The organism is Anabaena azotica SJ-1 (assembly GCF_047275885.1).
In the GTDB taxonomy this organism is placed as follows: Bacteria; Cyanobacteriota; Cyanobacteriia; order Cyanobacteriales; family Nostocaceae; genus Trichormus_B; species Trichormus_B azotica_A.
In genome coordinates this window covers 1,028,264-1,051,612 of record NZ_CP178454.1, presented here as the reverse complement: position 1 = coordinate 1,051,612, position 23,349 = coordinate 1,028,264, and the positions used below count along the sequence as shown (strand labels likewise).

Here is a 23,349-nt window from a genome sequence, read left to right as displayed (position 1 = left end):
GTGGTATATGGTACTCCATTTATATTTAATTTTTTCTATATTTTTCATTAAAAGCAGCATCTAAAATATCACTTTTTATATCTCGCATCATTTGAACAACAATATCATAAATATCCATATATCCATCATAATCAACCTGTAGATGCTTCCCGTGTGCAATCTTATTTCTTCTTTCAACAAGCATAGTATCTATTGCTTTTTCCTTTAATTGATATTTTTTATAATCTACTCCTATGATGATACATATATCACGAAATACCCAAAATTTTAAATTTGATTTTGTTTGAATTATTCCTTCGTATGGAACATAAGCTCTTTTATCTAATTCATTTAACATAAAATCAACAAGATTTTGCTGTAATTCAAATTTATTTGTTTGTAAATCGTTTATTTGTTTTTTAAAACACAAAGCTAAAAAACACGACTGAAGTTCGTTATGTTTTAATTTTTTTAATGAAACAAAATTCAAGTAATTTTCAGCCGCATTTTTTACGAATCCTTCCCAATGAGCATATAATAGAGTTATTCCTGCTCTAATTAATGCGTGTTGTTCTTCATTTTCTTGACTGGGAATTTTATTTTTGATAATATTAAGCTCCTTTATTCGCCAAGAAAGATCATTATCTAAGTTAACAAGAAGCATCTGTTCTGTTTTGTTATCTTTGCTCATTTCTGAAAATGTTGTATGCCAAATTGAACCATTCTAGGTATTCTACTTTTTGCATTTGAACCCGAACCACTATACTGAGTAAAATCATTGGCTGACCATATCTGCTGCACCTTATCTCTTAATATAGAAATATCGTCAAAGTCAGCATCGTAATAATCATCTATATTATTCCCTAAACCAACAGTAATTGCTTCATAGGCTGATTCCAGAAATTGTCCTTTAAATCTTTCACCATCATATTTTTTAAAAGTCCCTTCTCCTGTTGCTTGATTTAACAATGAAAAGAGTTTGTCAAATTTCTGCTTTTCACTTTCTAAATCGAAATTAGGATTTTGGCATATAGATGTTAATGAATCAGTTAAGTATTCATTTACATCTTTACTGTTTAGTGGAAAGTGAGAACAAGCTATATATCGCAGAATGAGTTCCATGTCATAGCGTTCTTTGCTAAGTCTGTCTGAAATGGAAATACAATTCTGGAAATCTTGATTATCTGCTAAACTACATAGCCATGAATGTACATTTCTATCAATCATGATCAGCAGGCAATTACGCACTTCTTGATATGATAAAAATGAACCCCCAGTATTTAGTCTTTCAAAAATTTCAAATTTAGCATTAATATCAGACTCTTTTTGAATAATTTCTATTTGAATTTTAGCTCTTTTAAAATCAAGCTTAAGCGAACCAGATAGGTTGTGTTCTTCATCCTCGGCTCCTTCCCACATTACTCCTTTTAAACTTGGAAGTATTTTAGTTCCTTCTAGTTGGAGACATTCCTTTTTATTGCCATTTTCATCTTTAAGGCTGCCTACAAATTCTAAAATAGTAGATATTCTTTGTAATCCATCTACTAATTCCCAAACACCATCTTCTCTTTGATAAACAAAAATCGACGGTGTGGGAATACCCAGTAATATAGATTCAATAAATTTGGATTTTTGCTGCCCACTCCATCTAAAATACCTTTGAAATTCAGGATTAATAATCAGTTCATCATTATTATAAATACTGATTATTTCTCCAATAGACATTGGATAGCTATCTTTGCGAAATTCCTTAGTTTTTGCTTTGATATCTTCTAGTAAATTCATATCACATCACCTCATTAGTCTTATTATACACAACAACGAAATCAAAAGTCATAAAAATTTTGACCGCTTTCCTATATGTTAGTTGAAAGAGGACAAATACAGCTAGATAGATAGATATATATATATATAAATACTTAAACATCAACTACCCCTCCTTACTAGTAAAGAGGGGTGAGGGGTGTTTAAACTTTCCTTTCAGCCAAATACTGATACATCTCCCAACGTGCGTTAACTTCTGCTTGCGCTTGTTCTAGCAACTGTTTAGCAACTTCCGGTTTACTCTTTGTCAACATCTTGAATCGGTTCTCTTGATACATGGACTTTTCCACCGATTCAGAAGGCGCTTTCATATCCAATTGTAGGGGATTTTTTCCCTGTGTTTGTAATGCCGGATTATAGCGATATAACAACCATCTTCCTGAGTCTACTAAGGCTTTTTGCTGTTGTAAACCGGTGGTCATATCAATACCGTGAGCTATACAATGACTGTAGGCAATAATTAAGGATGGTCCATCAAAAGCTTCTGCTTCTAAAAAGGCTTTTAATGTGTGTTCATCTCGCGCACCTAAAGCGACGCTGGCAACATAAATATTACCGTAAGTCATGGCCATTAAACCCAAATCTTTTTTAGGTGCAGGTTTACCACCAGTCGCATATTTAGCTACTGCGGCTTTAGGAGTTGCTTTGGAAGATTGACCGCCTGTGTTAGAATAAACTTCTGTATCCATGACGAGGATATTGACATTTTTACCACTGGCTAAAACATGATCAATTCCACCAAAGTCAATGTCATAAGCCCAGCCATCACCACCTACTATCCAAACGCTTTTCTTGACTAAATAATCAGCGAGAGATTTGAGATTTTGGATTTTTGTTTTTTGTAGAGACGTTCCATGGAACGTTTCTAAATTGTGCAACATTTCATCTAACTTTCGTTTGAGAATTGCGACTCTTTCCCGTTGTTCCCAAATGTCAGCTTCGTCTTTTTGTTCAGCTTTGAGGATATCATTAACCAAATTATCCCCAATTTCACTACTTAATTGTTGCAATAATTCCGCTGCAAATTCCGATTGTTTATCTAAAGATAAGCGATAACCAAAACCAAATTCGGCATTATCTTCAAATAAGCTATTAGACCATGCTGGGCCTCTTCCGTCAGCGTTTTGACTCCAGGGTGTTGTGGGGAGGTTTCCACCGTAAATGGAAGAACAACCGGTAGCGTTAGCGATGAGTGAGCGATCGCCAAATAATTGTGTTAATAATTTAAGGTAGGGCGTTTCTCCGCACCCAGCACAAGCACCGGAAAACTCAAACAGTGGTTCTTGCAGTTGTTGTTGACGAATTTGGTTTAATTTCAACTTCCTGCGGTCAGGATTTGGTAAACTCAAAAAGAAATCCCAGTTTTCCCGTTCCTGTTCTCTAATGGGTAGCTGCGGACTCATATTAATAGCTTTTTTCGTCGGTTCTGCTTTATTTTTCGCAGGACAGACATTTACACAAATACTGCAACCTGTACAGTCTTCCGGTGCGACTTGAATAGTAAATTTCTGGGTAGCAAAATCTTTATCTTTCGCGGTTGCTGACTTAAAGGTTACAGGTGCATTTGCTAATTTATCCGCTTCATAAGCTTTCGCACGAATAGCAGCGTGAGGACAAACCATCACACACTTCCCACATTGAACGCAGACATCACCATCCCACACAGGAATTTCTACCGCAACGTTGCGTTTTTCCCATTTCGCAGTTCCACTGGGAAAAGTTCCGTCCGCAGGTAAAGCACTTACAGGTAAGTCGTCACCTTCCCATAACATGATTTTACCAAGAACATCACTGACAAATTTGGGTTGGTCTTTTTGTAGAGACGTTGTAGGAAACATCCCTACATCTAATAATTTACCTTTTTCTACTAGGGGAATTTCGACTTCATGCAAGTTGTCCAGGGTGTTGTCTACCGCTTGCAGGTTCATACGGACGACTTCTGCACCTTTTTTACCGTAGGTCTTTTCTATTGCTTGTTTAATTTTAGCGATCGCTTGATCCTGTGGCAATACTCCTGCTAAAGCAAAGAAACACACCTGCATGATAGTGTTAATTCTGTGTCCCATACCACTATTTTTTGCTACCTGACTAGCATTAATAGCATAAACTTTTAAGTCTTTAGCGAGAATTTGTTTTTTTACATTTGCTGGTAAATGTTCCCAAACCATCTCAGCTTCGTAGGGGCTGTTTAATAATACAATCGCTCCTGGTGCAGCATTTTTTAAGATATCAATTTTTTCAATGAACCCCCAGTGATGACAACCGATAAAATTAGCTTTGTCGATGAGATAAGTAGAACGAATTTTACTCAATCCAAAACGCAAATGAGAAACCGTCATCGAACCAGACTTTTTAGAATCATAGACAAAATAACCTTGAGCGTTATTTTCCGTTCCTTCACCGATAATTTTAATAGAATTCTTATTTGCACCCACTGTACCATCAGAACCCAAACCATAAAACATGGCACGAACTACATTATCAGCTTCCGTTGAAAAATTTGCATCAAAATTCAAAGAAGTGAAACTAACATCATCCTTAATCCCAATCGTAAAATGGTTTTTGGGTAATGGTTGAGCAAGGTTATCAAAAACAGATTTTACCATTGCTGGTGTAAATTCTTTAGAAGATAAACCATATCTACCACCAACAATTTTAGGAAATGTAGTTTTTTTCCATCCTTCATAAATAGCAGTCACCACATCTAAATATAATGGTTCTCCAGCACTTCCAGGTTCTTTAGTCCTATCCAGAACAGCAATTGATTTAACACTATTAGGTAAGGCTTCTACAAGTCTTCCTACATCAAAAGGTCGAAAAAGCCGCACTTTCAAAACTCCAACTTTTTCACCTCGTTGATTTAAATAATCAACAGTTTCATGGACTGTCTCACAACCAGAACCCATGATAATCACTACCCGTTCCGCATCAGGTACACCATGATATTCATATAACTTGTAATATCGGCCTGTTCTCTCTCCAAATTTGTCCATAGTTTTTTGAACAATATCCGCACACGCGCTGTAATAAGGGTTTGCACCTTCACGAGATTGAAAGTAAACATCGGGGTTTTGTGCAGTTCCTCTTAACACTGGTTTATCAGGAGTTAAACAGCGTTGACGATGTGCGGATACTAATTCAAAAGGAATAAGTTTTTGGAAATCTTCATCAGATAATAACTCAACTTTCTGCACTTCATGGGAAGTTCTAAACCCATCAAAAAAGTGCATAAAAGGAACACGCGCTTCTAACGTTGCAGCATGAGCAATTAAAGCAAAATCATGACTTTCCTGCACAGAAGCCGAACATAATAAAGCAAAACCTGTACTCCTTGCAGCCATCACATCACTATGATCACCAAAAATAGATAAAGCGTGTGTAGCTAAAGAACGTGCTGCAACATGAAGTACAAAACTAGTTAATTCTCCCGCAATTTTATACAAATTGGGAATCATTAATAACAAACCTTGGGAAGCAGTAAACGTTGTACTTAATGCACCTGTTTGTAATGCACCATGTACCGCAGCAACCGCACCACCTTCACTTTGCATTTGGGTAACACTAGGAATAGTACCCCATAAATTTGGTTTATTTTCTGACATCCAAGCATCAGCCCATTCACCCATTGCGGAAGATGGTGTGATAGGATAAATAGCAATTACTTCGTTTAATTTGTAAGCTACACGCGCAACCGCTTCATTACCATCAATTGTGGCAAATAATTGACTCATGATTTTTCTTCCTGTGTCTTTTCTGGTTGTTTAAACTGTATGCAGAGAAACCAAAAAGATAAGCATTGAAAATAGCTAAAGCCAGGAAGTGAATTTGTGATATTTTCTACATTTTTATTAATTGCAAATCATAAATTATGAATTATGCTGACTTTTAGCCAATCTTTTAGAGGTTATCATATCTTTTTATATACTATCTATTAGATATTAATAATGTACTCAAAAACAAAAATTACGTATTTTCAAGTATTTCAGGAGTTGGGCTTTTCCCAATAGGGTATAGGTGCGGGTAAAGTCAAGTTTAAAAAATTAACGAATATGAAAAGATTGATTTTGTTTGGGTGTAGTATATGGACGCTGAGGTATTTGATTTCTTATTAAAAGCAAAGGAATACTTAGCAAGCCGAAAATCATCACTACTCCAGTCATAATCAAAACAGGTAAACGTTTAGGTATATAGTTACCTTGTTCAATTTGCCAAAAAATTTGATTGTATCTCCATGCTGCTAAAGCAATAGTAAGAATACCAAATACTACTAAAAAAATTCCCAGGTTTTCCGAGTTAAATAAAGGGTTTACAGTAGTTTCTTGTTGTGTAAAAGCAGCGTTAATTTGACGTAGAAATATACCAAATCTAGAAATTGCAAAACCAAAGCCAATTAACGCAATAGAAGTACGTAACCAAGCTAAAAAAGTTCGCTCGTTTGCTTGATGTTCTCGAATACGCTCAAGATTAGGTAATTTACTCATTTATAGCAGTTATATTCCTGTATTATCTAGTATAGAACAGTGTTTTAGGTACAAGATAAAAATTTGCAAGTTGCAGTTGAAAAAATTTGTAGTGTTGCGTAGCACTAAATTTGATTTATAATTAACTAACACTAACCGTATTTGTACATAAAAATCAGAGTAATAACATAACTTGAGCTTGAAAAGAAGGTAGGGTATGACTTATCGAGATCCTGAAATTGAAGCTGAACTACAACGGATGAAGAGAGATTTAAACATCTCTATAAATAAGAATCACCAGGTTAATTCTGATTCTAAATCTCAAGGGTTAGATGATGTTATTAATAAACTCAATCATCTAGTAGGAATAGAAAATGTCAAAAATGACATCAACACTTTAATCAATTTTCTCAAAGTCAAGAAAATGCGACAGGAACAAGGTTTAAGCAATATTTCTATCTCATTACATTCCGTTTTTTGTGGTCCTCCTGGAACTGGTAAAACCACAGTTGCGCGTTTGATGGGTGAAATATACAAAGAATTAGGAATACTTTCCCAAGGTCATGTTGTGGAAACTGACAGATCAGGTTTGGTTGCTGGATATGTTGGACAAACAGCTTTAAAAGTAGATGAAGTTGTAGAATCAGCATTAGACGGAGTGTTATTTATTGATGAAGCTTACGCACTAGCACCAACAGGTTCAGGTAAAGATTTTGGACAAGAAGCAATAGATACTTTATTAAAAAGAATGGAAGACTATCGAGATAGATTGGTTGTAATTGTCGCTGGTTATAGTGATGAAATGTCCCGTTTTATTAATGCTAATCCTGGCTTACAGTCGAGATTTAACAGATATTTTAACTTTCAAGATTATCAACCGCTAGAGTTGCTAAAAATATTTGAGAAAATTTGTGAAAATAATCACTTCCTTATAACTGAAGAAGCAAAGCAAAAATTAATTGATAATTTCACTAAGTTGTATAACAAAAAAGACAAGAATTTTGGCAATGGAAGACTCGTCAGGAATATCTTTGAGAAAACAATTGAAAGACAAGCTAATAGATTAGTGAAAATCCAAGCAGTCAACAAAGAAACGCTGATGACTATTACAGGAGAGGATATTTAAGAAATATAAGCTAGATTTATAACAAGAGTCGGGTTTTTAATGCTGTGCTAAAATAGTACCTATTCCCAAAAAAGAGGTAAAAAATATGATTCACACATCTGTTAAAGAACAAACAACCTATAAACGCATTTCCGCAATTGTCGAAAATCTGATTGCTAATAACAGTGTATATCAAGAAAGATTAGATCAACAACATATGATTGAAAGAATGTATGAACTGTTTACTCAACCAAATTTAGGAGATGATGTAGAAACAATAGCTGACGATGACTTATCTCAAAGAATTAATAAAATTTTAGCTGTAGAAGCAATTAGTGGGTTATTAAATGATTTGACACCAGAAGAAATGGCAATATTTGATGAAGCGGTAAAACGGAAATAAGTCAATGGGATATTTACTAGATACCAATATAGTGACAGCAGTTCTCAAGCAAAATCCAAAAGTAACCGAACAGCTAAAAGTTTTAAATCGCCAAAATGAGGAAGTTTTTATTAGTGCTATGACGTACTATGAAATTGAGCGAGGATTTTTAGCTATTAAAGCTGTCAAGAAATTATCTAACTTTGAAAACTCGGTGAAAAAATACCAAGTATTACTCTTAGATAATAGGGCAATTTTTCAAAAAGCCTCGGAGATTTACGCCGATTTAAAACAAAGAGGTTTACCAATTCAAGATGCAGATATATTTATAGCCGCTACAGCTATATTTCATAATCTAATTTTAGTTTCCCATGATTCTGACTTATCCAGAATCACAGGTTTACAATTACAAGACTGGTTACAAGATGAATAAATCTGCATCAAGGTTTATCAGGTATAGCAGGATTAGTAATTACACAAGGATTAACTTCACATTGTTTTTGATATAATTGATTAACATAACCTTTTTGCCAATTCAACGGAAGTTCTAACAAAGACAAAGTACCAGTCACTCCTAAACCAAAAAACAATAAAAGTGCTAAACAATTAGCAGCAATATGGACTTTACGCCACACATTGCTTTTATCCTTATAAATTTCTGGTAAAATTGCCACAGAAACAATCATTAATAAAGCAGCAGTTATACCATAGTAATAATGAGACATATACCATTTATCCGTTAAGCGATAAACCCCATCTTGACAACCAAGTATTACCAAACCCATACCTGTCAGGGTAGCAAACACACCCCGCCATTTTTTATCATTAGCTTTAGCTTTATATAGTAGAATTGTTGAACCTATAGTTGCGGCAAAAATCAAGACTATAAATATTACTTGAAAAGAGGATTTTAGCCAAACTTGATTCTCAAAAACATTACTAAAAATAGCATAAGCTAGTGCTATTAAGACAATACCAACAACTGAACCTGTTAACCAACGACCTAATTGAGTGTGTTCTTGTCCTGCGACTGGGGGGATTTTACTTTTACCTGTAGCTATAGTTTCCAAGCGACGTTGACGCACTTGTAAAGCACGATTTAAAACTATCCCAATTAAAGGAAAAACAACTGTTACAGCAATGATTGGATGTAAGAGTAAGATGATATCTTTGAAATTCATATCAAATGGTGAACAATTTTTGATAATTTTGATAATGTTGGGAAGGATACTTTAGGAATAAGACCTAAAATATCCTTAGAGTGAAATGAAAAAAATTACTTGACTTCGCTAGGTTGAAATTTGGTTATTTTACCTGATTTGATATTGACTACTACATCATAAGTAGCGCAGTAAGCAATGGTTACGTTATTAGCTTTGTTGTATAAGTTAACTACCATACCTGCACCACCTGGTTGTACAGAAATTGGTTCTAAATCACCAAAAAAGAAACGACGTAATTGATCACCGCTACCAAACTGGCCTTTATTCTTCATCAGCATATCAATCTTTTGTTTAGCAGTTAAGCCAGTAGTATCTTTCATTTCAGCTTTCTGCATTTGCTTAACTTCTTGTGCTGATGCTTGAACTAAACTAGGATTGATAGCTTTAAGGGGAACATCCCAAACAGTCACTATACCAGCTAAAGCTACAGTTGTAAGTAAAGAAGAAGTAAATTTCATGGTTTTTTCCGGAATTAATTTCAACTATCCAAAGCATCCCATCCCATAGTGAAACTGAACTGAAGACTAGCCATAAATTATCTGAGTTTACGGGAAATAATAATTAAACTTCTACTCAGCATTTTCTCAGAAAGACTTCACTCAAACGTCATCTAGAAAGTCTAGTATGATGTGTTGTGGCTGAATAGCATGGAATTTATGGTGAATAAACTAAAAAAATGGCATGATTTAGTTGACAAAGTTCCCGGAAAAGTGTACCTTTTATCGGCTACTTTGATTTTTGGCATTTCTAGTGCAGTAACCCGCAAGTTAACAGAAATAGGAGCGCAAAATTTAATAAGCGATCGCAATCCTATTTCTTTGTGTAATGTTTTATTTGTGGGAAATCTCTGTGCCTTAATATTCTTAATCCTCATTTATTGGCGACAATGGAACACAGCTACTCTCAAGCAACTTTCTCTTAAAAATTGGTTTTATCTCACTATAGTAGCTATTCTTTCAGGAGCATTAGCCCCTGGTTTATTTTTCCAGGCTTTAGCTATTACTAATGTCAATAATGTAGTTTTAGTTGGACGTTTAGAACCGCCTTTAACATTAGCTTTATCGGTTTGGTGCTTAAAAGAAAGAGTTACTAAATGGCAAATTTTAGGTGCATTTTTAGCTTTTTTTGGTGTTGCTTTGAGCATCATTCTTCAACCACCAGAAAAAACGATGATGAATATGGGAGGTTTTGCTATCGGACTGGGCGAAATTCTCACCGCTATAGCCTCTATAGCTGTAGCTATTGCCACAATTATCTCTAAACAACATCTCTCCCAAATACCTGTGGGAATTTACAGTATTTTTCGCACTATTTTAGGAACTGTTCTATTTTTCTTTATCGCTTTAATACTCTATGGTCAAGATCATTTTATAGATGTATTTTCACCTTTTTTATGGCAGTGGATGTTATTATATAGTGCTGTAATTGTAGTCTTAGGTCAATTACTTTGGCTTAGAGGCTTCAAAACTTCCTCTGTATCTACAACTTCCTTAGTTAGCTCAGTGACACCACTAATCAGTATTTTGGGATCTTATATAATCTTGGGCGAAATTCCTACTCAAGCACAATATATTGGTGGTAGCTTGGTTTTAGTGGGAATATTTTTGAGCCAAATCAAAACTAAACACCAAATTAATCAATTTGTATCTTCGATGAGTGTAACTCAAATTCAACAAAAGATCGAAGCAGAAATGGGATTTAAAGGGTTTTAATGAGGCTTGATTTCTGCTCAAATACTCAAATTGAGCTAAAATGTAAACAGAGTCAGCCTTTCTCGTTCAATCATACCTATGCTGGAGAATCTGCAAACCCAAATTTATCAACTCGAACAATTCGCAAACACCCTTGTTGCTAACCAACTCACCCATCTCAGTATCGTAAGTATTGCTATTATTTTTGCAGCTGGCTTGCTCACTAGTCTCACGCCATGTATGCTGTCTATGCTGCCTATTACTATTGGTTATATTGGCGGTTATGAAGCAAAAAGCCGACTTCAAGCAGCTGCACAATCAACTTGGTTTGCTTTAGGATTAGCCACAACATTGGCAGGTTTAGGAATTGTAGCAGGTTTAGTGGGAAAAATATACGGTCAAGTGGGAATTGGTTTACCAATTATTGTTAGTATTATTGCCATTATTATGGGCTTGAATTTATTAGAAGCTCTACCCATACAATTTCCATCTTTGAATGAAACAAATTGGATTACTCAAGATTTACCTCCCGGTGTTCGTTCATACTCTATCGGGTTAACTTTTGGTTTAGTTGCTTCCCCTTGCAGTACACCAGTTTTAGCCAGTTTATTAGGTTGGGTTGCTAATACCCAAGATTTGCTTTTAGGTGCTGTTTTACTACTTTCTTATACAGCTGGATATGTTGCACCATTGATTTTAGCAGGTACGTTTACTGCGTCAATTAAAAAACTATTAGAATTGCGTCGTTGGTCTGGTTGGATTAATCCAGTTAGCGGTGCATTATTAGTTGGCTTTGGTGTATTTTCTTTACTTTCTCGTATTCCCCTTGGTAGTTTCTAGACAATGACTGTAGACAACACAACATCCAAAGACTTAAATTTGTTTTCCATTCCTGTTCGCTTCCTGCGACGGGAAATTTTACCTGTGCTTACAGATTTAAGATTAGCAATTATTTTGTTGTTAATAATTGCTTTATTCAGTATTAGTGGGACGGTAATTGAACAAGGACAAATACCAGCTTTTTATCAAGCTAATTATCCAGAACATCCGGCTTTATTTGGTTTTTTAACTTGGAAGGTGATTCAAGTTGTTGGTTTAGATCATGTTTATCGTACTTGGTGGTTTTTAGCTTTATTAGTTTTATTTGGAACAAGTTTAACAGCTTGTACTTTTACCCGTCAATTACCAGCCCTGAAAGCTGCTCAAAGATGGCAATATTACGATGAACCACGCAAATTTAATAAATTAGCTTTAAGTGCAGAATTAGAAGGTGTGTCTGTTAGTTCACTGACACCAATTTTAACAAAAACCCGTTATAAAATATTTCAAGAACAGGAAAAAGATCATCTTCTTTATGCGCGTAAAGGAATAGTCGGACGCATTGGACCGATTATTGTGCATATTGGTATTGTTATGATTTTACTAGGAGGAATTTGGGGTTCAATGACAGGTTTCATGGCTCAGGAAATGATTTCTACTGGTGATACTTTCCAAGTAAAAAACATTATTGATGCTGGTGCTTGGTCATCTCAAGATGTGCTGAAAGATTGGGCTGTGAGAGTTAATAGATTTTGGATTGATTATACTCCAAAAGGAGGAATTGATCAATTTTATTCAGATTTATCTGTTTTGGATAATGATGGCAAAGAAATAAACCATGAGAAGATTTATGTAAATAAACCTCTGCGTTATCATGGCGTAGTTTTTTATCAAACAGATTGGGGTATTTCTGCTGTTCAGGTGAGATTAAATAAAAGTCCAATTTTTCAATTACCAATGGCACAATTGGACACCAAAGGTAGAGGCAGAATTTGGGGAACTTGGATTCCAACTAAGCCTGATTTAAGTGAAGGTGTTTCTTTATTAGCGAAAGATTTGCAAGGAATGGTATTGATATATGATGCTAAAGGCAAATTGATTAATACGGTTCGCACCGGAATGTCTATACCTGTGAATGGTATAAATCTTAAAATTATTGATGTACTTGGTAGCACTGGTTTACAAATTAAATATGACCCAGGAATACCGATTGTATATATGGGCTTTGCTTTATTAATGTTGGGTGTGGTGATGAGTTATTTTTCCCATTCCCAAATTTGGGCTTTACAAATAGGAGAAAAACTTTATATTGGTGGTAAAACTAACCGCGCTCAAGTTAGCTTTGAAAGAGAAGTGTTGGGAATTTTAGACCAGCTTAATGATCAAGGAAAAAAATAATTTTTTCTTCCTTATTGGGTCATAATAGCAAGTGAGTGGTGTATTTTATTATTGTGATACCACTCAAGATGGTGCATATATCCTATGGATCAATCCCGTATTCAGTCACTGATTACAAGTATTCAGCAAGAACTGATCCCACAATTAATTGTCGAAAGTGTCCATCCTCACAACCCAGCAGAAGTGCGCTTTATTCCCCCACCGTGGGAACTACTAGGTACAGGAAACTATGCAGCAGTAGTTTATCATCCTGAATACCCAGATATGGTGGTTAAAGTTTACGCACCTGGTCGTCCTGGGTTTGAGGAGGAACTTGAAGTTTACCGTCGTCTTGGTTCCCATCCAGCTTTCTCTGAGTGTTTTTATGCTCAAGAAGGGTTGTTAGTCTTAAAAAGATTATATGGTGTGACTCTTTATGACTGTCTGCACAGGGGTTTGCGTGTTCCTCCCCAGGTGATAAGAGATATTGATAGTGCTTTGGATTATGCACGGACTCGTGGACTTTACCCTCATGATGTTCATGGAAAGAATGTGATGATGTTTGAGGGGAAAGGTTTAGTTGTTGATATTTCTGATTTTCTGCATCAGGAAAAATGCTCAAAATGGGATAATTTAAAAAAGGCTTATTATTGTCTATATCTGCCTGTTTTATATCCTTTGCGGTTACGAGTACCTTATTCACTTTTAAATATGGTTCGCAAAACCTACCGCTTTATGACTTCTTTTTCTGGTACAATTTTTCACCTCTTTAATAGATTAATTCATCGTAAATCTCTCAAAAAATAAGGCTATATTGAGATAAAAGATAGTAAGGACTTAAGTCCTCACTACAAACCTGCATTAAAAAACGACTTCTTTTTTATGCTTTACCTCAACCACAGTATGTACATTTCCACGGGGAGTAAAGTCAGCTTTTACTGTTATTTCCAAAGGTTCACAAGCTGCTACTACATCATCTAAAATTTGATTTGCTGATTCTTCGTGAGAAATATAGCGATCGCGATAACTATTAATATACAGCTTCAAAGCCTTCAACTCTACTACTCGTTGATCAGGGATGTAGGATATGTGAATGGTTGCAAAGTCTGGATAACCGGAAAACGGGCATTTACAGGTAAATTCCGGCAAAGTAATATCAATATTATAACGCCGACCCACACGCGGATTAGGGAATGTGATTAGTTGTCCTTGGGCTATCTCGCGTTCACCATATTTGATTTCTTGATTTTCTGGGGTTACAGTCTCAGGTGATAAATTACTCATAAAATTATGCTTGAAAAAATGCAGAGATTCATCAATACTAATTTAACACTTAAAACTCTCGGTGATTCTTTTCCCAATCTGGACAACTCGCGTCATCCCAACCTTGGGGGTGCATAGCACAAACTAACAAATTACCACCATAAACTTGGCCATGATAATTGCTACAACCTATACAAGCTGGTTGATGTTCGGTTGTGGCTTCAACAGTATAAGGAAAACCAGGATCTACATCTGATACCACATCTTCTAGATCCCAGTAAACTTCCAGCAGTGGTTCGGCTAATTCCTGTAGATACTGGTCAATATCTGTGGCAATGTTGTTGTGTACCTGTTCGGTAATTTCTTCCGTTAGCTCAAAAAATGCATCTACCATGTCATTAATTCCTTGGAAGAAGCTTTCTACTTCATCAGCCACAGTTTCGATGATATTAATTAAGTCTTTTTGCCACGGTTCCATAAGCTTAACGGTCTTACTGGCTATAAATATGGCGCTTCTGGATACCTGGTTATAATTGCAAGAGTACGCAATAGGCAATGCCTATCAAACCAGTTTTGGGTATAGCGCCTTTCCCAAAGTTACAACTTCTAGCGATCGCAAAATCAATAATCTGCTTTTACTGATCGCTTTTGAGTTGTTCTAACTTTTGTTGTAGTTCTAGAACTTGCTGACGTAGGTGATCCACGTTTTCTTTTGGGGCTTCTTTGACAGTTGGTGCTTCATCTACCTCCAAAATTTCGATGCGACGAGGTTCAGAAGGGGCTGTTTTTTCCGTTGTTTCACCAGATGTTGGGGTCTGCTGGGCTTGCTTCATCATATCTTCTACGAAACGACGAGCTTCTTCTGTATTCATTTCGCCCTTAGCCACCATTTCGTCAGCCAGTTTTTGGACTTGCGATCGCAGTTCGGCTAATTTCCCCCCTGCTTTTTCACCAGCGTAAGAAGCCAAGCCTACACCAAGGTAAAAAGCCTTTTGAACAATATCTCCAAAACCAGGCATTGCTGCAAAGCACTCCTAAAAATGGGGCGACCCGGAGACTACGCCTACCACAAGCATCCCTTATTGCTGCTACCTTCCGGTCCTGACAAGATTTGGGCGTTGAAGTCGCATAGATCCAGGTCTTCCATCATCATAGCATTAAAATTTCATATTTGTGTGTCATTCCGTAACAATTCGCCATTCGTAAAGTTGATAAGTGACACAATCGTTCTGTACCAGGGGATCAGCCGCTACTATTGCCAGGGCTTCATCCATGGACGCTGCCTCAAACAGCATCATACCTCCACCCCGTTGCGCCCAATAGCCAGTTTTGGCTTTGTGGCCTTTATGTATCAATTCCTGTACATAGGCTGTATGGGCAGGTACATATTGATCAAAGGTTGGTTTATCTACTCTACCTGCTTCAATCTTTACAAACCAGGGCATATTAATTTGAAATTTTTGATTTAGGATTGAGAATAAATTATCATAATTTATTAACACATTTTGGGTTTTTTATCTGTTTAAGATATCATTTAACTCAATAATACTCATATTTTTTACTTTTCAAAAAAATCGTTCCTTTACTCCCCATTTAACAGTGACATTTCGGGACTTAACAAAACAGAATTTTCACGATGCTTGGACAGAGTTGAAAGAATGTCAGTTATATTTTGAATTTACCGCCACTTACAGCACTTTACTAATGCACGACGGTAAACGGTGGAACATCAAATCAGAGTTTTCTTTTTCGTCTCCAATTCAAAATCATTAAGATTAAATAAGCTGCTTTTTAAACTTTTTATACAGAATAGACGTATCTAGCAAAATAGGTTTTATGCTCTAGAGTGTCAAATCTTGATCAGGTAAATTCCTATGTCTGAACCTTTTATCGCTGAAATTAGGATGTTTGCTGGCAATTTTGCCCCCAGAGGTTGGGCGTTTTGTAATGGTCAAATTCTTTCCATCTCTCAGAATACTGCTCTGTTTGCTCTTATTGGGACAACTTATGGCGGTAATGGACAGACAACGTTTGCTCTTCCCGATTTGCGTGGTCGTACTCCTATTCATGCAGGTCAAGGACCTGGTTTAACTCCCCGCACCTTGGGAGAAGCAGGTGGTACAGAGGCAGTGACTCTGATAAGCAGCCAAATTCCCGCACATAATCATAGCTTACTGGCAGTTTCTACGGCTGCTACTTCAGGAGATCCAGGTCAGAACCTATTAGCACAATCTAGAGGTTCTGTTTACGCTGCTGGTAGTCCTTCTGCCACCATGAATCCGGCGGCTATTGGTATAGCAGGTGGCAGTCAGCCACATAATAATATGCAGCCATTCTTGACAGTTAACTATATCATCGCCTTAGAAGGAATTTTCCCCTCACGGGATTAGAGCATTTTTGCTTGTGATCGAGTGGTTGAATATCAATTTCCGTTCCCTATTATGTTCAATTTTGGCACTTTAGCTTTTCGTCCTGCTTCTCCAGAAGACGAATCATTCTTATTTGATTTGTATTCAAGCACAAGGGCTGAGGAGTTGAAAAGTTGGGGTTGGGATACTCAACAGCAGTCACAATTTTTGCGAATGCAGTTTAACGCACAGCAGCAATCTTACCGAGCCTACTTCCCTAATAATTACTATCAAATCATTATGAATGATGGTTGTTTAATCGGTAGTATGCTGGTGGTGAGAAATAAGAAAGAGATTCGCATTGCAGATATCGCACTGCTTCCGGCTTATCAAAACCAGGGAATTGGAACATATCTGATTCAAAATTTGCTGATTGAAGCTCAACATATAAAAAAACCTGTTTCACTCCAGGTTGTGAAGTGGAATCGTGCAGTTCATCTTTATGAACGACTTGGTTTCGAGAAGATTGATGATACTGGGATTTATCTGCTGATGGAGTGGCGTAAATTCAGTAATTAGGCTTTCAAAAACTGAAAACTATCTAAAATTAATAGGATTTACTTATGCGATCGCTCTGGCTCATACCTGCTTCAGTTGCTTTATCACTTTCTGCTACTCTGCCTTCTATGGCGCTTACAGTTAGTTTTACAGGGAATTTAACAGGACAACCTGTTTTTGATAGTCCAGATATAATCGGTACTGGTGTGCCAACTACCACCGTTGGTTTTGGTGATATTTTTCCCTATTCCAGTCAGCCATTTTATGTAAATACCAGTGGTAATTATAACTTTTTAAGCACCTCAGTCTCATACACTACCAATCCTAATAATAATCCCGCTCCTCTCTGGAATAATGTCACGATATTGTATCAGGGTAGTTTTAACCCAGCTACTCCTCTCAATAACGCCATAATTGCTAACAATGACTTCCCCACACAGGGATTGTCTGGTTTCAACAATGTAAACTTGACTGCTAACACTCAATATTATTTTGTCACTACAGTATTTAACCCTGACGATGGTTATGGAACATTTAGTAACAGTATCACAGGCGTTGCTCCCGTCTTGGGTACAGTTCCTACTATTCCCTTTGAATTCTCTCCATCACTAGGTTTATTAATATTCGGTGTTTCTGGTGCATTTATTCGATTAAGAAAACAGAAAAAACTATCATTATTGGCAAATAAATATGAACAGAAATCTAAATAGGGTTTGCTGAAAAAGTCTTCTCGTGTAGGCTGGCAAAAGGCAAGAGGCAAGAGTTTGGTCTATCTGTTGGTAACAAATTTTTCTATATTTCATCCTCAAAAAGCTCTATTTTGCCACTCCTACTTTCAAAAACCTTACACGATTTTAACTTAAATAAGCCTCAATCCCTTGATTTATTTATGTTTTGGTTTATATGGCTTACGCCACGCTCCGCTATCAGCATCCCCTAAATAAATGTGGTTGAATTATAATCTGAAGAGGCCTAATTTATCATATTAATTTCAATCATTTTAGTTTAAAATTCAGGATTTATATCCAACTTGAACCACTCTCGGAAAATTATCTTATCAAAGGGATATGACTATGGCAATCGAATTAATTCTCAATCCTAATGAAATTCTTAAATTAGGCTCAAAAGGAAAAAAAGTTGAGCAATTGCAACAAATATTAAAACAACTCAACTTAAACCCAGGTACTATAGATGGTGATTTTGGGAATAAAACTTTAACAGCAGTAAGACAGTTTCAACAAAGACAGGGACTTACATCTGATGGAATTGTGGGTGCAAGAACTCAGAAAGCTTTAAACAAAGCTGTCCAGAATACTGTCAATAATGCTGCCCAAAATACTGTTAATAATGTAAATACTTCCTCAAATAAACCTATTCAAATAAATAAACCTATTCAAACTTTAAGTGCTGGTACTTATGGTGGAGAATCTGGAAAACTTCCACTTCCAGGAGTTGCGCTGATCAAAGAATTTGAAGGTTTATATCTCAAAGCATATCCTGATCCTAGAACTGGAGGTAAACCTATTACGATTGGTTGGGGTTCTACTCGCAAAAAAGATGGTAGTGAGTGGAGATTAGGCGAAACAATTACCAAAGAAGAAGCAGAAGAGTTATTGATGATGCAGCTAGAGAAAAGCTATTTACCACCACTGCTAAGAATTCCTGTCTGGAACGAATTGAACACCAACCAACAGGGTGCTTTATTAAGTTTTGGTTATAACTTAGGTGCTAACTTCTATGGTGCATCTAATTTCCAAAGCATTACTAGAGTCTTGCAAAATAAGCAGTGGGATCAAATTGAAGAAACATTTGTTAAATATAGAAATCCTGGTAGTAATGTGGAAGCAGGTTTAAAACGCAGGAGACTTGCTGAGGCTAAACTGTTTTTGACACCGGTAGATTAGTTTGGCTTGAAAATATCAATTAAGGGGACGGTAAACTCTCAGATTAATCAAGAAGATTTAAGTTGAGATCGTCCCATGAATCATCCAATTGATAGAAAAACTGGCTTCCTATTTTGCTCTTTTGCAAGAAGTTACAAACGAATTCGATATAGCGGTATGCACTTGAATGAGGTACACAATTAACGTCAAAAATTCATACACTAAAAGACTTTCAACTCTGTTCCCTGTTCCCTGTTCCCTGCTATATTAAAATTTACTCATGCCACCAGAACGACGATAAAGCAACCAAATAAACAAGGGAGAACCCAGCAAAGCAGTGACTGAACCTACAGGAAGTTCTACCGCACCCAGTCGCGCTAATAAATCTGCAAACATGAGTAACCATGCACCAGCTAATGCGGAGAATGGTAAAACCAGACGATTATCTGTTCCTATAATTAAACGCACCGCATGAGGAACTAGTAAACCGACAAAACCGATTAAACCACCGATACTAACAGCACCTGCGGCTAATAAAGTGGCAATACCGCCAATTAATAAACGCGATCGCAATAAGGAAACTCCCAATCCTACAGTTAAATCATCACCTAATGCTAAAACATTGAGCGATCGAGCTAACAAACAACCGCACAATAAAGCCACAATAATATAAGGACTAGCTGTAGAAATTTCTGTCCAACCCCGACCATTTAAACTACCCACCAACCAGCTTAAGGCAATTTGTACCTGTCCATCTTCAGCCATTAATAACAACGTACTCTGCACAGAACCAAATAAAGCACTAACAGCAACCCCTCCTAAAATCAATCTTTCCACAGAAATTCCCCCACCAGCACGACCGAGAAAAATAACTATAGCAGAAGTCAAAATTGCACCCAACCATGCTGCAAAAGGAATGGCTATAGGGAAAACTTGTAAAACAATCATAATAATTACAATTAGTCCTGCACCTGCGGAAATTCCTAATATAAAAGGGTCAGCTAAACTATTACGTAACATTCCTTGCAACAATGCGCCAGACATTCCCAACGCCGCGCCAACAATTAATGCGGCGATAATGCGAGGTAGGCGTAAATCCCAAAGTATAGTTTGTTTAATTGGGTCGCCTTGGCGTGTCAGTGCTTGATAAAATTCAGAGATATTAAAAGTAACTGCTCCTTGGGAAAGGGAAAGTACAAGGGTGATTACCAAGGCGCTAGTAAGAAGTACAATTGCCCAGATGAGGCGATGTTTGAGAAAAATTGTCTGCATTTTTTATTTTCATTAAAGAGAGTTAATGTCAGTAGTTTGAGAAGTTATTTTTTCTCTGGATGCAAAAAATATGATATTATGTTAGGCTAAATACTTATCATTAAGTTAGCAAAATAAAGGGTTTTAGTTTTTTTGCACAGATTTGGGAATTATAACTAATTAGCTAGACATGAAATGAATCATAATTGGAATATCTCCCATTTCTGAAAATAATAGCTACATTTTAATTACAGATATCTTAAACTGTAAAGCACAGAACAGTTTTACAAAAATCAAATATGAGTTCTATAGACAGTTATTCATCAATACCAGGAATAATCTAAAGTTCTGTTATTTATAAAACAAAGTAATAATTCTTAAATGTACACTACTAGACATCAAAATCATTTCTTTTTATTTCATAATATTTAAAGAAAGCAAGGGTATTGAAATTATCATATTCCCTTGCTAATACTTGTCGGTTAAATGGGACAATGGCAAGAGTTTAAGGGAAATATAAAACCTGTAACTCGTAAACTTTAACCTTTTCCCAAGCCAAGTTATAATTCCAAGGTGCAGAACAAGCGTGCAGTATTGATTTTCTTTCTTGCTCTCTACTCATTCTAAAAGTTAAACTTTTAGTTTTTTGACAATTTATAAAAATTTACGTAACCTAAAACATAGGTCTAGTAAATCAAAGTCCCAACAGCGATTTAGTTTAGCTATATCGAAAATTGCTGTTGCAGAATGTTTTCATGGGCAGAGGAATTGACCTCAAATCATTCGCTACAAATTGCCGATAAATCACTGATCTAGCAATATAACTTTCACACCAGATTGACTGGATAGCCTCACACAGATATTCTCCACACTCTGGTTTAACTGTAATTGTTAGTAGTAATAGTGATTCAGTTATTTAGCAATTATGCAAGTTTGTTTGAGGAGTAGTAAACAAGTCCAGGAGAATTTTATGTTGGAGTCTTTAACGACACTTAACGACCACAATTTACCGTATCCAGATCCACTGCATCCTATCGTGGTTCACTTTGTAATTGCGATGATATTGTTTGCAGTTTTCTGTGATTTAATTGGCTTTTTAACTGGAAAAACTCGCTTCTTTGAAATAGGTTGGTGGAATTTATTTGTAGCCACAGTATCCATTTTCATTGCCATTATCTTTGGTCAATTTGAGGCTGGTTTAGCCAAGCCTTACAACCTAGTCAAATCAGTATTAAATTACCACACCTTAATCGGTTGGTCACTGTCAGGAATTCTTGCTGCAATTACAGCTTGGCGCTATGTACTTCGCAGTCGTGATCCACAAAGATTACCAATTCATTATTTAGCTGTGGGGCTACTTTTAACCATTCTTGTTGGTTTTCAAGTATATCTTGGTGATGAATTAGTGTGGGTTTATGGAATACACACAGTACCAGTTGTGGAAGCCGTAAAGGATGGAATCTTACCATGAATTCAGAATTAATTGATCAAGTCAGCGCCCAAATGGGAGCAAATGGATTACCTTACACAATTCCTATTCATCCTAACTTAGTTCACCTGACCTTGGGATTATTCATCATTGGTATTATCTTTGATGTCGCTGGTGTACTTTTTCCATTAGAAAACTGGCTGTTTAAATATTTGGGTTTAGCTGTTGAACGCGCCCAATTATTTGAAGTTGGTTGGTACAACATGGTAGCTTCAGCCGTGATCACTTTTTTCACAGTTGCAGCTGGTTTTTATGAAATGTTGTTAGCAACTCCACCAACAAACTTAAAAAGTTCTTGGGGTTTGCAAGCAATGGAAACCATGATGTGGCATGGTGTGGGCGGAGTTTTTCTATTAGCGTTGATGATTGGGATGACTTTTTGGAGAGGATGGCAACGTTATATTTCCTGCAAAGACTCAGATATACAAGTGCGCTGGAGTTATATATTTGCTGGAGTTTCCATCATGTTTGTGATGTATTTACACGGCACATTAGGAGCGCAATTAGCAGGTGAATTTGGCGTTCATAATACAGCCGATAACTTATTGAGAATGGGACAAGACATCAATAAAGTATTGGGAAATGGAAATTAGGAACTGGGGACTAGGGACTGGGATGAATACCCAATTACCAATCACCAATTACCAATTACCAACTACCAATTACCAATCACCACTGACCAATGACTAATTATGAACATCCGGCTGATTTTAAATCTTTTGACTTTGATGACGGGGGGTCTTGTCGTCACAATTACGAGTATTTTCATCGGTAAACAAGCTTATTTTTGGCTTCCCCCCCAAGCTGCGGCTGAATCGCATTTGATTGATGATTTGTTTAGCTTTTTGGTGACATTAGGTGCTTTCATTTTTTTGGCTGTCACCAGCACAGTTTTGTATTCTATTACTTTCCACCGCGCCAAAAATTACGACATGAGTGATGGTCCACATATTGAAGGTAATGTCACCTTAGAAGTGGTGTGGACAGCTATTCCTATCATGTTGGTGTTGTGGATTGCAGCTTACAGTTATCAAGTGTATGAGCAAATGGGGATTCAGGGACCATCTCACCTACTTCATCTGCATAATCCCATCCAAATACAAACTGCTGATGCACAAGAACAAGAAACACCAGTTGAAATTGTCAGTGAACCCTTAGAAAAAATTGACGTACTGGCCAAACAGTGGGCGTGGGTATTCCATTATCCTGAAAAGGGAATTACAAGTACAGAATTGCATTTACCGAGCGATCGCAGAGTCCGTTTAGCCCTACAATCAGAAGACGTACTCCACGGGTTTTACATCCCCGCTTTCCGCCTCAAACAAGACATCGTTCCCGGTAGAACCATAGACTTTGAATTTACACCCATTCGCCCCGGTAAATATAGTCTCACTGACTCCCAATATAGTGGTACATACTTTGCAACCATGCAAGCAAACGTGATTGTCGAAACTCCAGAAGAGTATCACGAATGGTTAACAAAAGCTGCAAGCCACATACCCACCCCCGCCAAAAATCAAGCAGCCAGCGAATACGCCCAAACCAGTAACCAAAGCATAAAAACTGGTTGGGAAACCGTCAAACCAGCTGCACCTCCAGTAGTTAACTTTTCGGGTTAATTCATTCTTCCTTTCTTTGCGTCTTTGCGTGAGACAAAAAAGAGGTTTCTTTCCGAGATTTCAGGATTTAGGTTGCTA

The 23,349-nt window shown here is 36.7% G+C and carries 25 protein-coding genes, 1 other RNA gene and 1 pseudogene; 15 read left to right on the top strand and 12 right to left on the bottom strand.

Annotation, left to right across the window (positions count from 1 at the left end; translation table 11 throughout):
* Nucleotides 1-25: 25 nt before the first annotated feature.
* From ACLLO5_RS04525 to ACLLO5_RS04510, 4 genes are all read right to left on the bottom strand, one after another.
* Nucleotides 26-670, bottom strand: a complete 645-nt coding sequence (locus ACLLO5_RS04525; protein ID WP_413174293.1) for an MAE_28990/MAE_18760 family HEPN-like nuclease — start codon at nt 668-670, stop codon at nt 26-28.
* Nucleotides 667-1,764, bottom strand: coding sequence for a DUF262 domain-containing protein (locus ACLLO5_RS04520; RefSeq protein WP_413174292.1), 1,098 nt, complete (start codon nt 1,762-1,764; stop codon nt 667-669). Before ACLLO5_RS04520 ends, ACLLO5_RS04525 begins: the two co-directional genes overlap by 4 nt.
* Before the next feature lie 182 nt (nt 1,765-1,946).
* Nucleotides 1,947-5,534, bottom strand: a complete 3,588-nt coding sequence (gene nifJ / locus ACLLO5_RS04515; RefSeq protein WP_413174291.1) for a pyruvate:ferredoxin (flavodoxin) oxidoreductase — start codon at nt 5,532-5,534, stop codon at nt 1,947-1,949.
* A gap of 309 nt (nt 5,535-5,843) precedes the next feature.
* A complete protein-coding gene (locus ACLLO5_RS04510) occupies nt 5,844-6,284 on the bottom strand; it encodes a YidH family protein (protein WP_413174290.1) in 441 nt (146 codons plus the stop codon).
* 196 nt (nt 6,285-6,480) lie between these two features.
* On the opposite strand from ACLLO5_RS04510, the gene ACLLO5_RS04505 reads away from it, so the two are divergent.
* The 3 genes from ACLLO5_RS04505 (at nt 6,481) to ACLLO5_RS04495 (ending at nt 8,183) form a co-directional block, all read left to right on the top strand.
* Nucleotides 6,481-7,389, top strand: coding sequence for an AAA family ATPase (locus ACLLO5_RS04505; RefSeq protein WP_413174289.1), 909 nt, complete (start codon nt 6,481-6,483; stop codon nt 7,387-7,389).
* Between the two features lie 85 nt (nt 7,390-7,474).
* Nucleotides 7,475-7,771: a hypothetical protein gene (locus tag ACLLO5_RS04500; protein WP_413174288.1), complete on the top strand. Its 297-nt coding sequence runs from the start codon at nt 7,475-7,477 to the stop codon at nt 7,769-7,771.
* A 4-nt stretch (nt 7,772-7,775) separates the two neighbouring features.
* Complete coding sequence (locus ACLLO5_RS04495; RefSeq protein ID WP_413174287.1) at nt 7,776-8,183, top strand: type II toxin-antitoxin system VapC family toxin; 408 nt, start codon at nt 7,776-7,778, stop codon at nt 8,181-8,183.
* A gap of 7 nt (nt 8,184-8,190) precedes the next feature.
* On the opposite strand, the gene ACLLO5_RS04490 is transcribed toward ACLLO5_RS04495, so the two are convergent.
* Both ACLLO5_RS04490 and ACLLO5_RS04485 read right to left on the bottom strand, forming a co-directional pair.
* A complete protein-coding gene (locus tag ACLLO5_RS04490; RefSeq protein ID WP_413174286.1) occupies nt 8,191-8,931 on the bottom strand; it encodes a DUF4079 domain-containing protein in 741 nt (246 codons plus the stop codon).
* Between the two features lie 95 nt (nt 8,932-9,026).
* Nucleotides 9,027-9,431 carry a hypothetical protein gene (locus ACLLO5_RS04485; RefSeq protein WP_413174285.1) on the bottom strand — a complete coding sequence of 135 codons (405 nt, stop codon included), beginning with the start codon at nt 9,429-9,431 and terminating at the stop codon, nt 9,027-9,029.
* Between the two features lie 198 nt (nt 9,432-9,629).
* Between ACLLO5_RS04485 and ACLLO5_RS04480 the strand changes: the two genes are divergently transcribed.
* From ACLLO5_RS04480 to ACLLO5_RS04465, 4 genes are all read left to right on the top strand, one after another.
* Nucleotides 9,630-10,685 carry a DMT family transporter gene (locus ACLLO5_RS04480; RefSeq protein ID WP_413174284.1) on the top strand — a complete coding sequence of 352 codons (1,056 nt, stop codon included), beginning with the start codon at nt 9,630-9,632 and terminating at the stop codon, nt 10,683-10,685.
* 78 nt (nt 10,686-10,763) lie between these two features.
* Nucleotides 10,764-11,504, top strand: a complete 741-nt coding sequence (locus tag ACLLO5_RS04475; protein ID WP_413174283.1) for a cytochrome c biogenesis protein CcdA — start codon at nt 10,764-10,766, stop codon at nt 11,502-11,504.
* A 3-nt stretch (nt 11,505-11,507) separates the two neighbouring features.
* Complete coding sequence (locus ACLLO5_RS04470) at nt 11,508-12,881, top strand: cytochrome c biogenesis protein (RefSeq protein ID WP_413174282.1); 1,374 nt, start codon at nt 11,508-11,510, stop codon at nt 12,879-12,881.
* Nucleotides 12,882-12,965: 84 nt separating this feature from the next.
* Nucleotides 12,966-13,667 carry a serine/threonine protein kinase gene (locus ACLLO5_RS04465; protein ID WP_413174281.1) on the top strand — a complete coding sequence of 234 codons (702 nt, stop codon included), beginning with the start codon at nt 12,966-12,968 and terminating at the stop codon, nt 13,665-13,667.
* Nucleotides 13,668-13,721: 54 nt separating this feature from the next.
* On the opposite strand, the gene queF is transcribed toward ACLLO5_RS04465, so the two are convergent.
* The 5 genes from queF to ACLLO5_RS04440 form a co-directional block, all read right to left on the bottom strand.
* Nucleotides 13,722-14,144, bottom strand: a complete 423-nt coding sequence (queF, locus tag ACLLO5_RS04460) for a preQ(1) synthase (protein WP_413174280.1) — start codon at nt 14,142-14,144, stop codon at nt 13,722-13,724.
* A 49-nt stretch (nt 14,145-14,193) separates the two neighbouring features.
* On the bottom strand, nt 14,194-14,601 hold the full coding sequence (locus ACLLO5_RS04455; RefSeq protein ID WP_413174279.1) for a hypothetical protein: 408 nt from the start codon (nt 14,599-14,601) through the stop codon (nt 14,194-14,196).
* A gap of 157 nt (nt 14,602-14,758) precedes the next feature.
* Nucleotides 14,759-15,142: a phasin family protein gene (locus ACLLO5_RS04450; protein ID WP_413174278.1), complete on the bottom strand. Its 384-nt coding sequence runs from the start codon at nt 15,140-15,142 to the stop codon at nt 14,759-14,761.
* 25 nt (nt 15,143-15,167) lie between these two features.
* Nucleotides 15,168-15,264: signal recognition particle sRNA small type (gene ffs, locus ACLLO5_RS04445), an RNA gene on the bottom strand.
* Nucleotides 15,265-15,301: 37 nt separating this feature from the next.
* Nucleotides 15,302-15,568 carry a YciI family protein gene (locus ACLLO5_RS04440; RefSeq protein WP_413174277.1) on the bottom strand — a complete coding sequence of 89 codons (267 nt, stop codon included), beginning with the start codon at nt 15,566-15,568 and terminating at the stop codon, nt 15,302-15,304.
* A gap of 124 nt (nt 15,569-15,692) precedes the next feature.
* Here ACLLO5_RS04440 and ACLLO5_RS04435 point away from each other — a divergent pair.
* From ACLLO5_RS04435 to ACLLO5_RS04415, 5 genes and pseudogenes are all read left to right on the top strand, one after another.
* Nucleotides 15,693-15,896, top strand: a pseudogene (locus tag ACLLO5_RS04435) (2'-5' RNA ligase family protein); the annotation flags it as partial.
* A 101-nt stretch (nt 15,897-15,997) separates the two neighbouring features.
* Nucleotides 15,998-16,513: a phage tail protein gene (locus ACLLO5_RS04430; protein WP_413174276.1), complete on the top strand. Its 516-nt coding sequence runs from the start codon at nt 15,998-16,000 to the stop codon at nt 16,511-16,513.
* 51 nt (nt 16,514-16,564) lie between these two features.
* Nucleotides 16,565-17,050 carry a GNAT family N-acetyltransferase gene (locus ACLLO5_RS04425; RefSeq protein ID WP_413174275.1) on the top strand — a complete coding sequence of 162 codons (486 nt, stop codon included), beginning with the start codon at nt 16,565-16,567 and terminating at the stop codon, nt 17,048-17,050.
* A gap of 44 nt (nt 17,051-17,094) precedes the next feature.
* Complete coding sequence (locus tag ACLLO5_RS04420) at nt 17,095-17,739, top strand: hypothetical protein (protein WP_413174274.1); 645 nt, start codon at nt 17,095-17,097, stop codon at nt 17,737-17,739.
* A gap of 363 nt (nt 17,740-18,102) precedes the next feature.
* Nucleotides 18,103-18,933 (top strand): glycoside hydrolase family protein, encoded by an 831-nt coding sequence (locus ACLLO5_RS04415; protein WP_413174273.1) that lies wholly within the window; start codon nt 18,103-18,105, stop codon nt 18,931-18,933.
* Nucleotides 18,934-19,179: 246 nt separating this feature from the next.
* On the opposite strand, the gene ACLLO5_RS04410 is transcribed toward ACLLO5_RS04415, so the two are convergent.
* Nucleotides 19,180-20,184, bottom strand: coding sequence for a FecCD family ABC transporter permease (locus tag ACLLO5_RS04410; RefSeq protein ID WP_413174272.1), 1,005 nt, complete (start codon nt 20,182-20,184; stop codon nt 19,180-19,182).
* A 949-nt stretch (nt 20,185-21,133) separates the two neighbouring features.
* Between ACLLO5_RS04410 and ACLLO5_RS04405 the strand changes: the two genes are divergently transcribed.
* The 3 genes from ACLLO5_RS04405 to ACLLO5_RS04395 all read left to right on the top strand — a co-directional run bounded on the left by ACLLO5_RS04405 (nt 21,134) and on the right by ACLLO5_RS04395 (nt 23,271).
* Nucleotides 21,134-21,634: a DUF2231 domain-containing protein gene (locus ACLLO5_RS04405; protein ID WP_413174271.1), complete on the top strand. Its 501-nt coding sequence runs from the start codon at nt 21,134-21,136 to the stop codon at nt 21,632-21,634.
* Entirely contained in the window at nt 21,631-22,245 is a 615-nt protein-coding gene (locus ACLLO5_RS04400) for a DUF2231 domain-containing protein (RefSeq protein WP_413174270.1), read from the top strand. The genes ACLLO5_RS04405 and ACLLO5_RS04400 overlap by 4 nt, the downstream gene beginning before the upstream one ends.
* Nucleotides 22,246-22,344: 99 nt before the next feature.
* Entirely contained in the window at nt 22,345-23,271 is a 927-nt protein-coding gene (locus ACLLO5_RS04395) for a cytochrome c oxidase subunit II (RefSeq protein WP_413174269.1), read from the top strand.
* Nucleotides 23,272-23,349 lie beyond the last annotated feature (78 nt).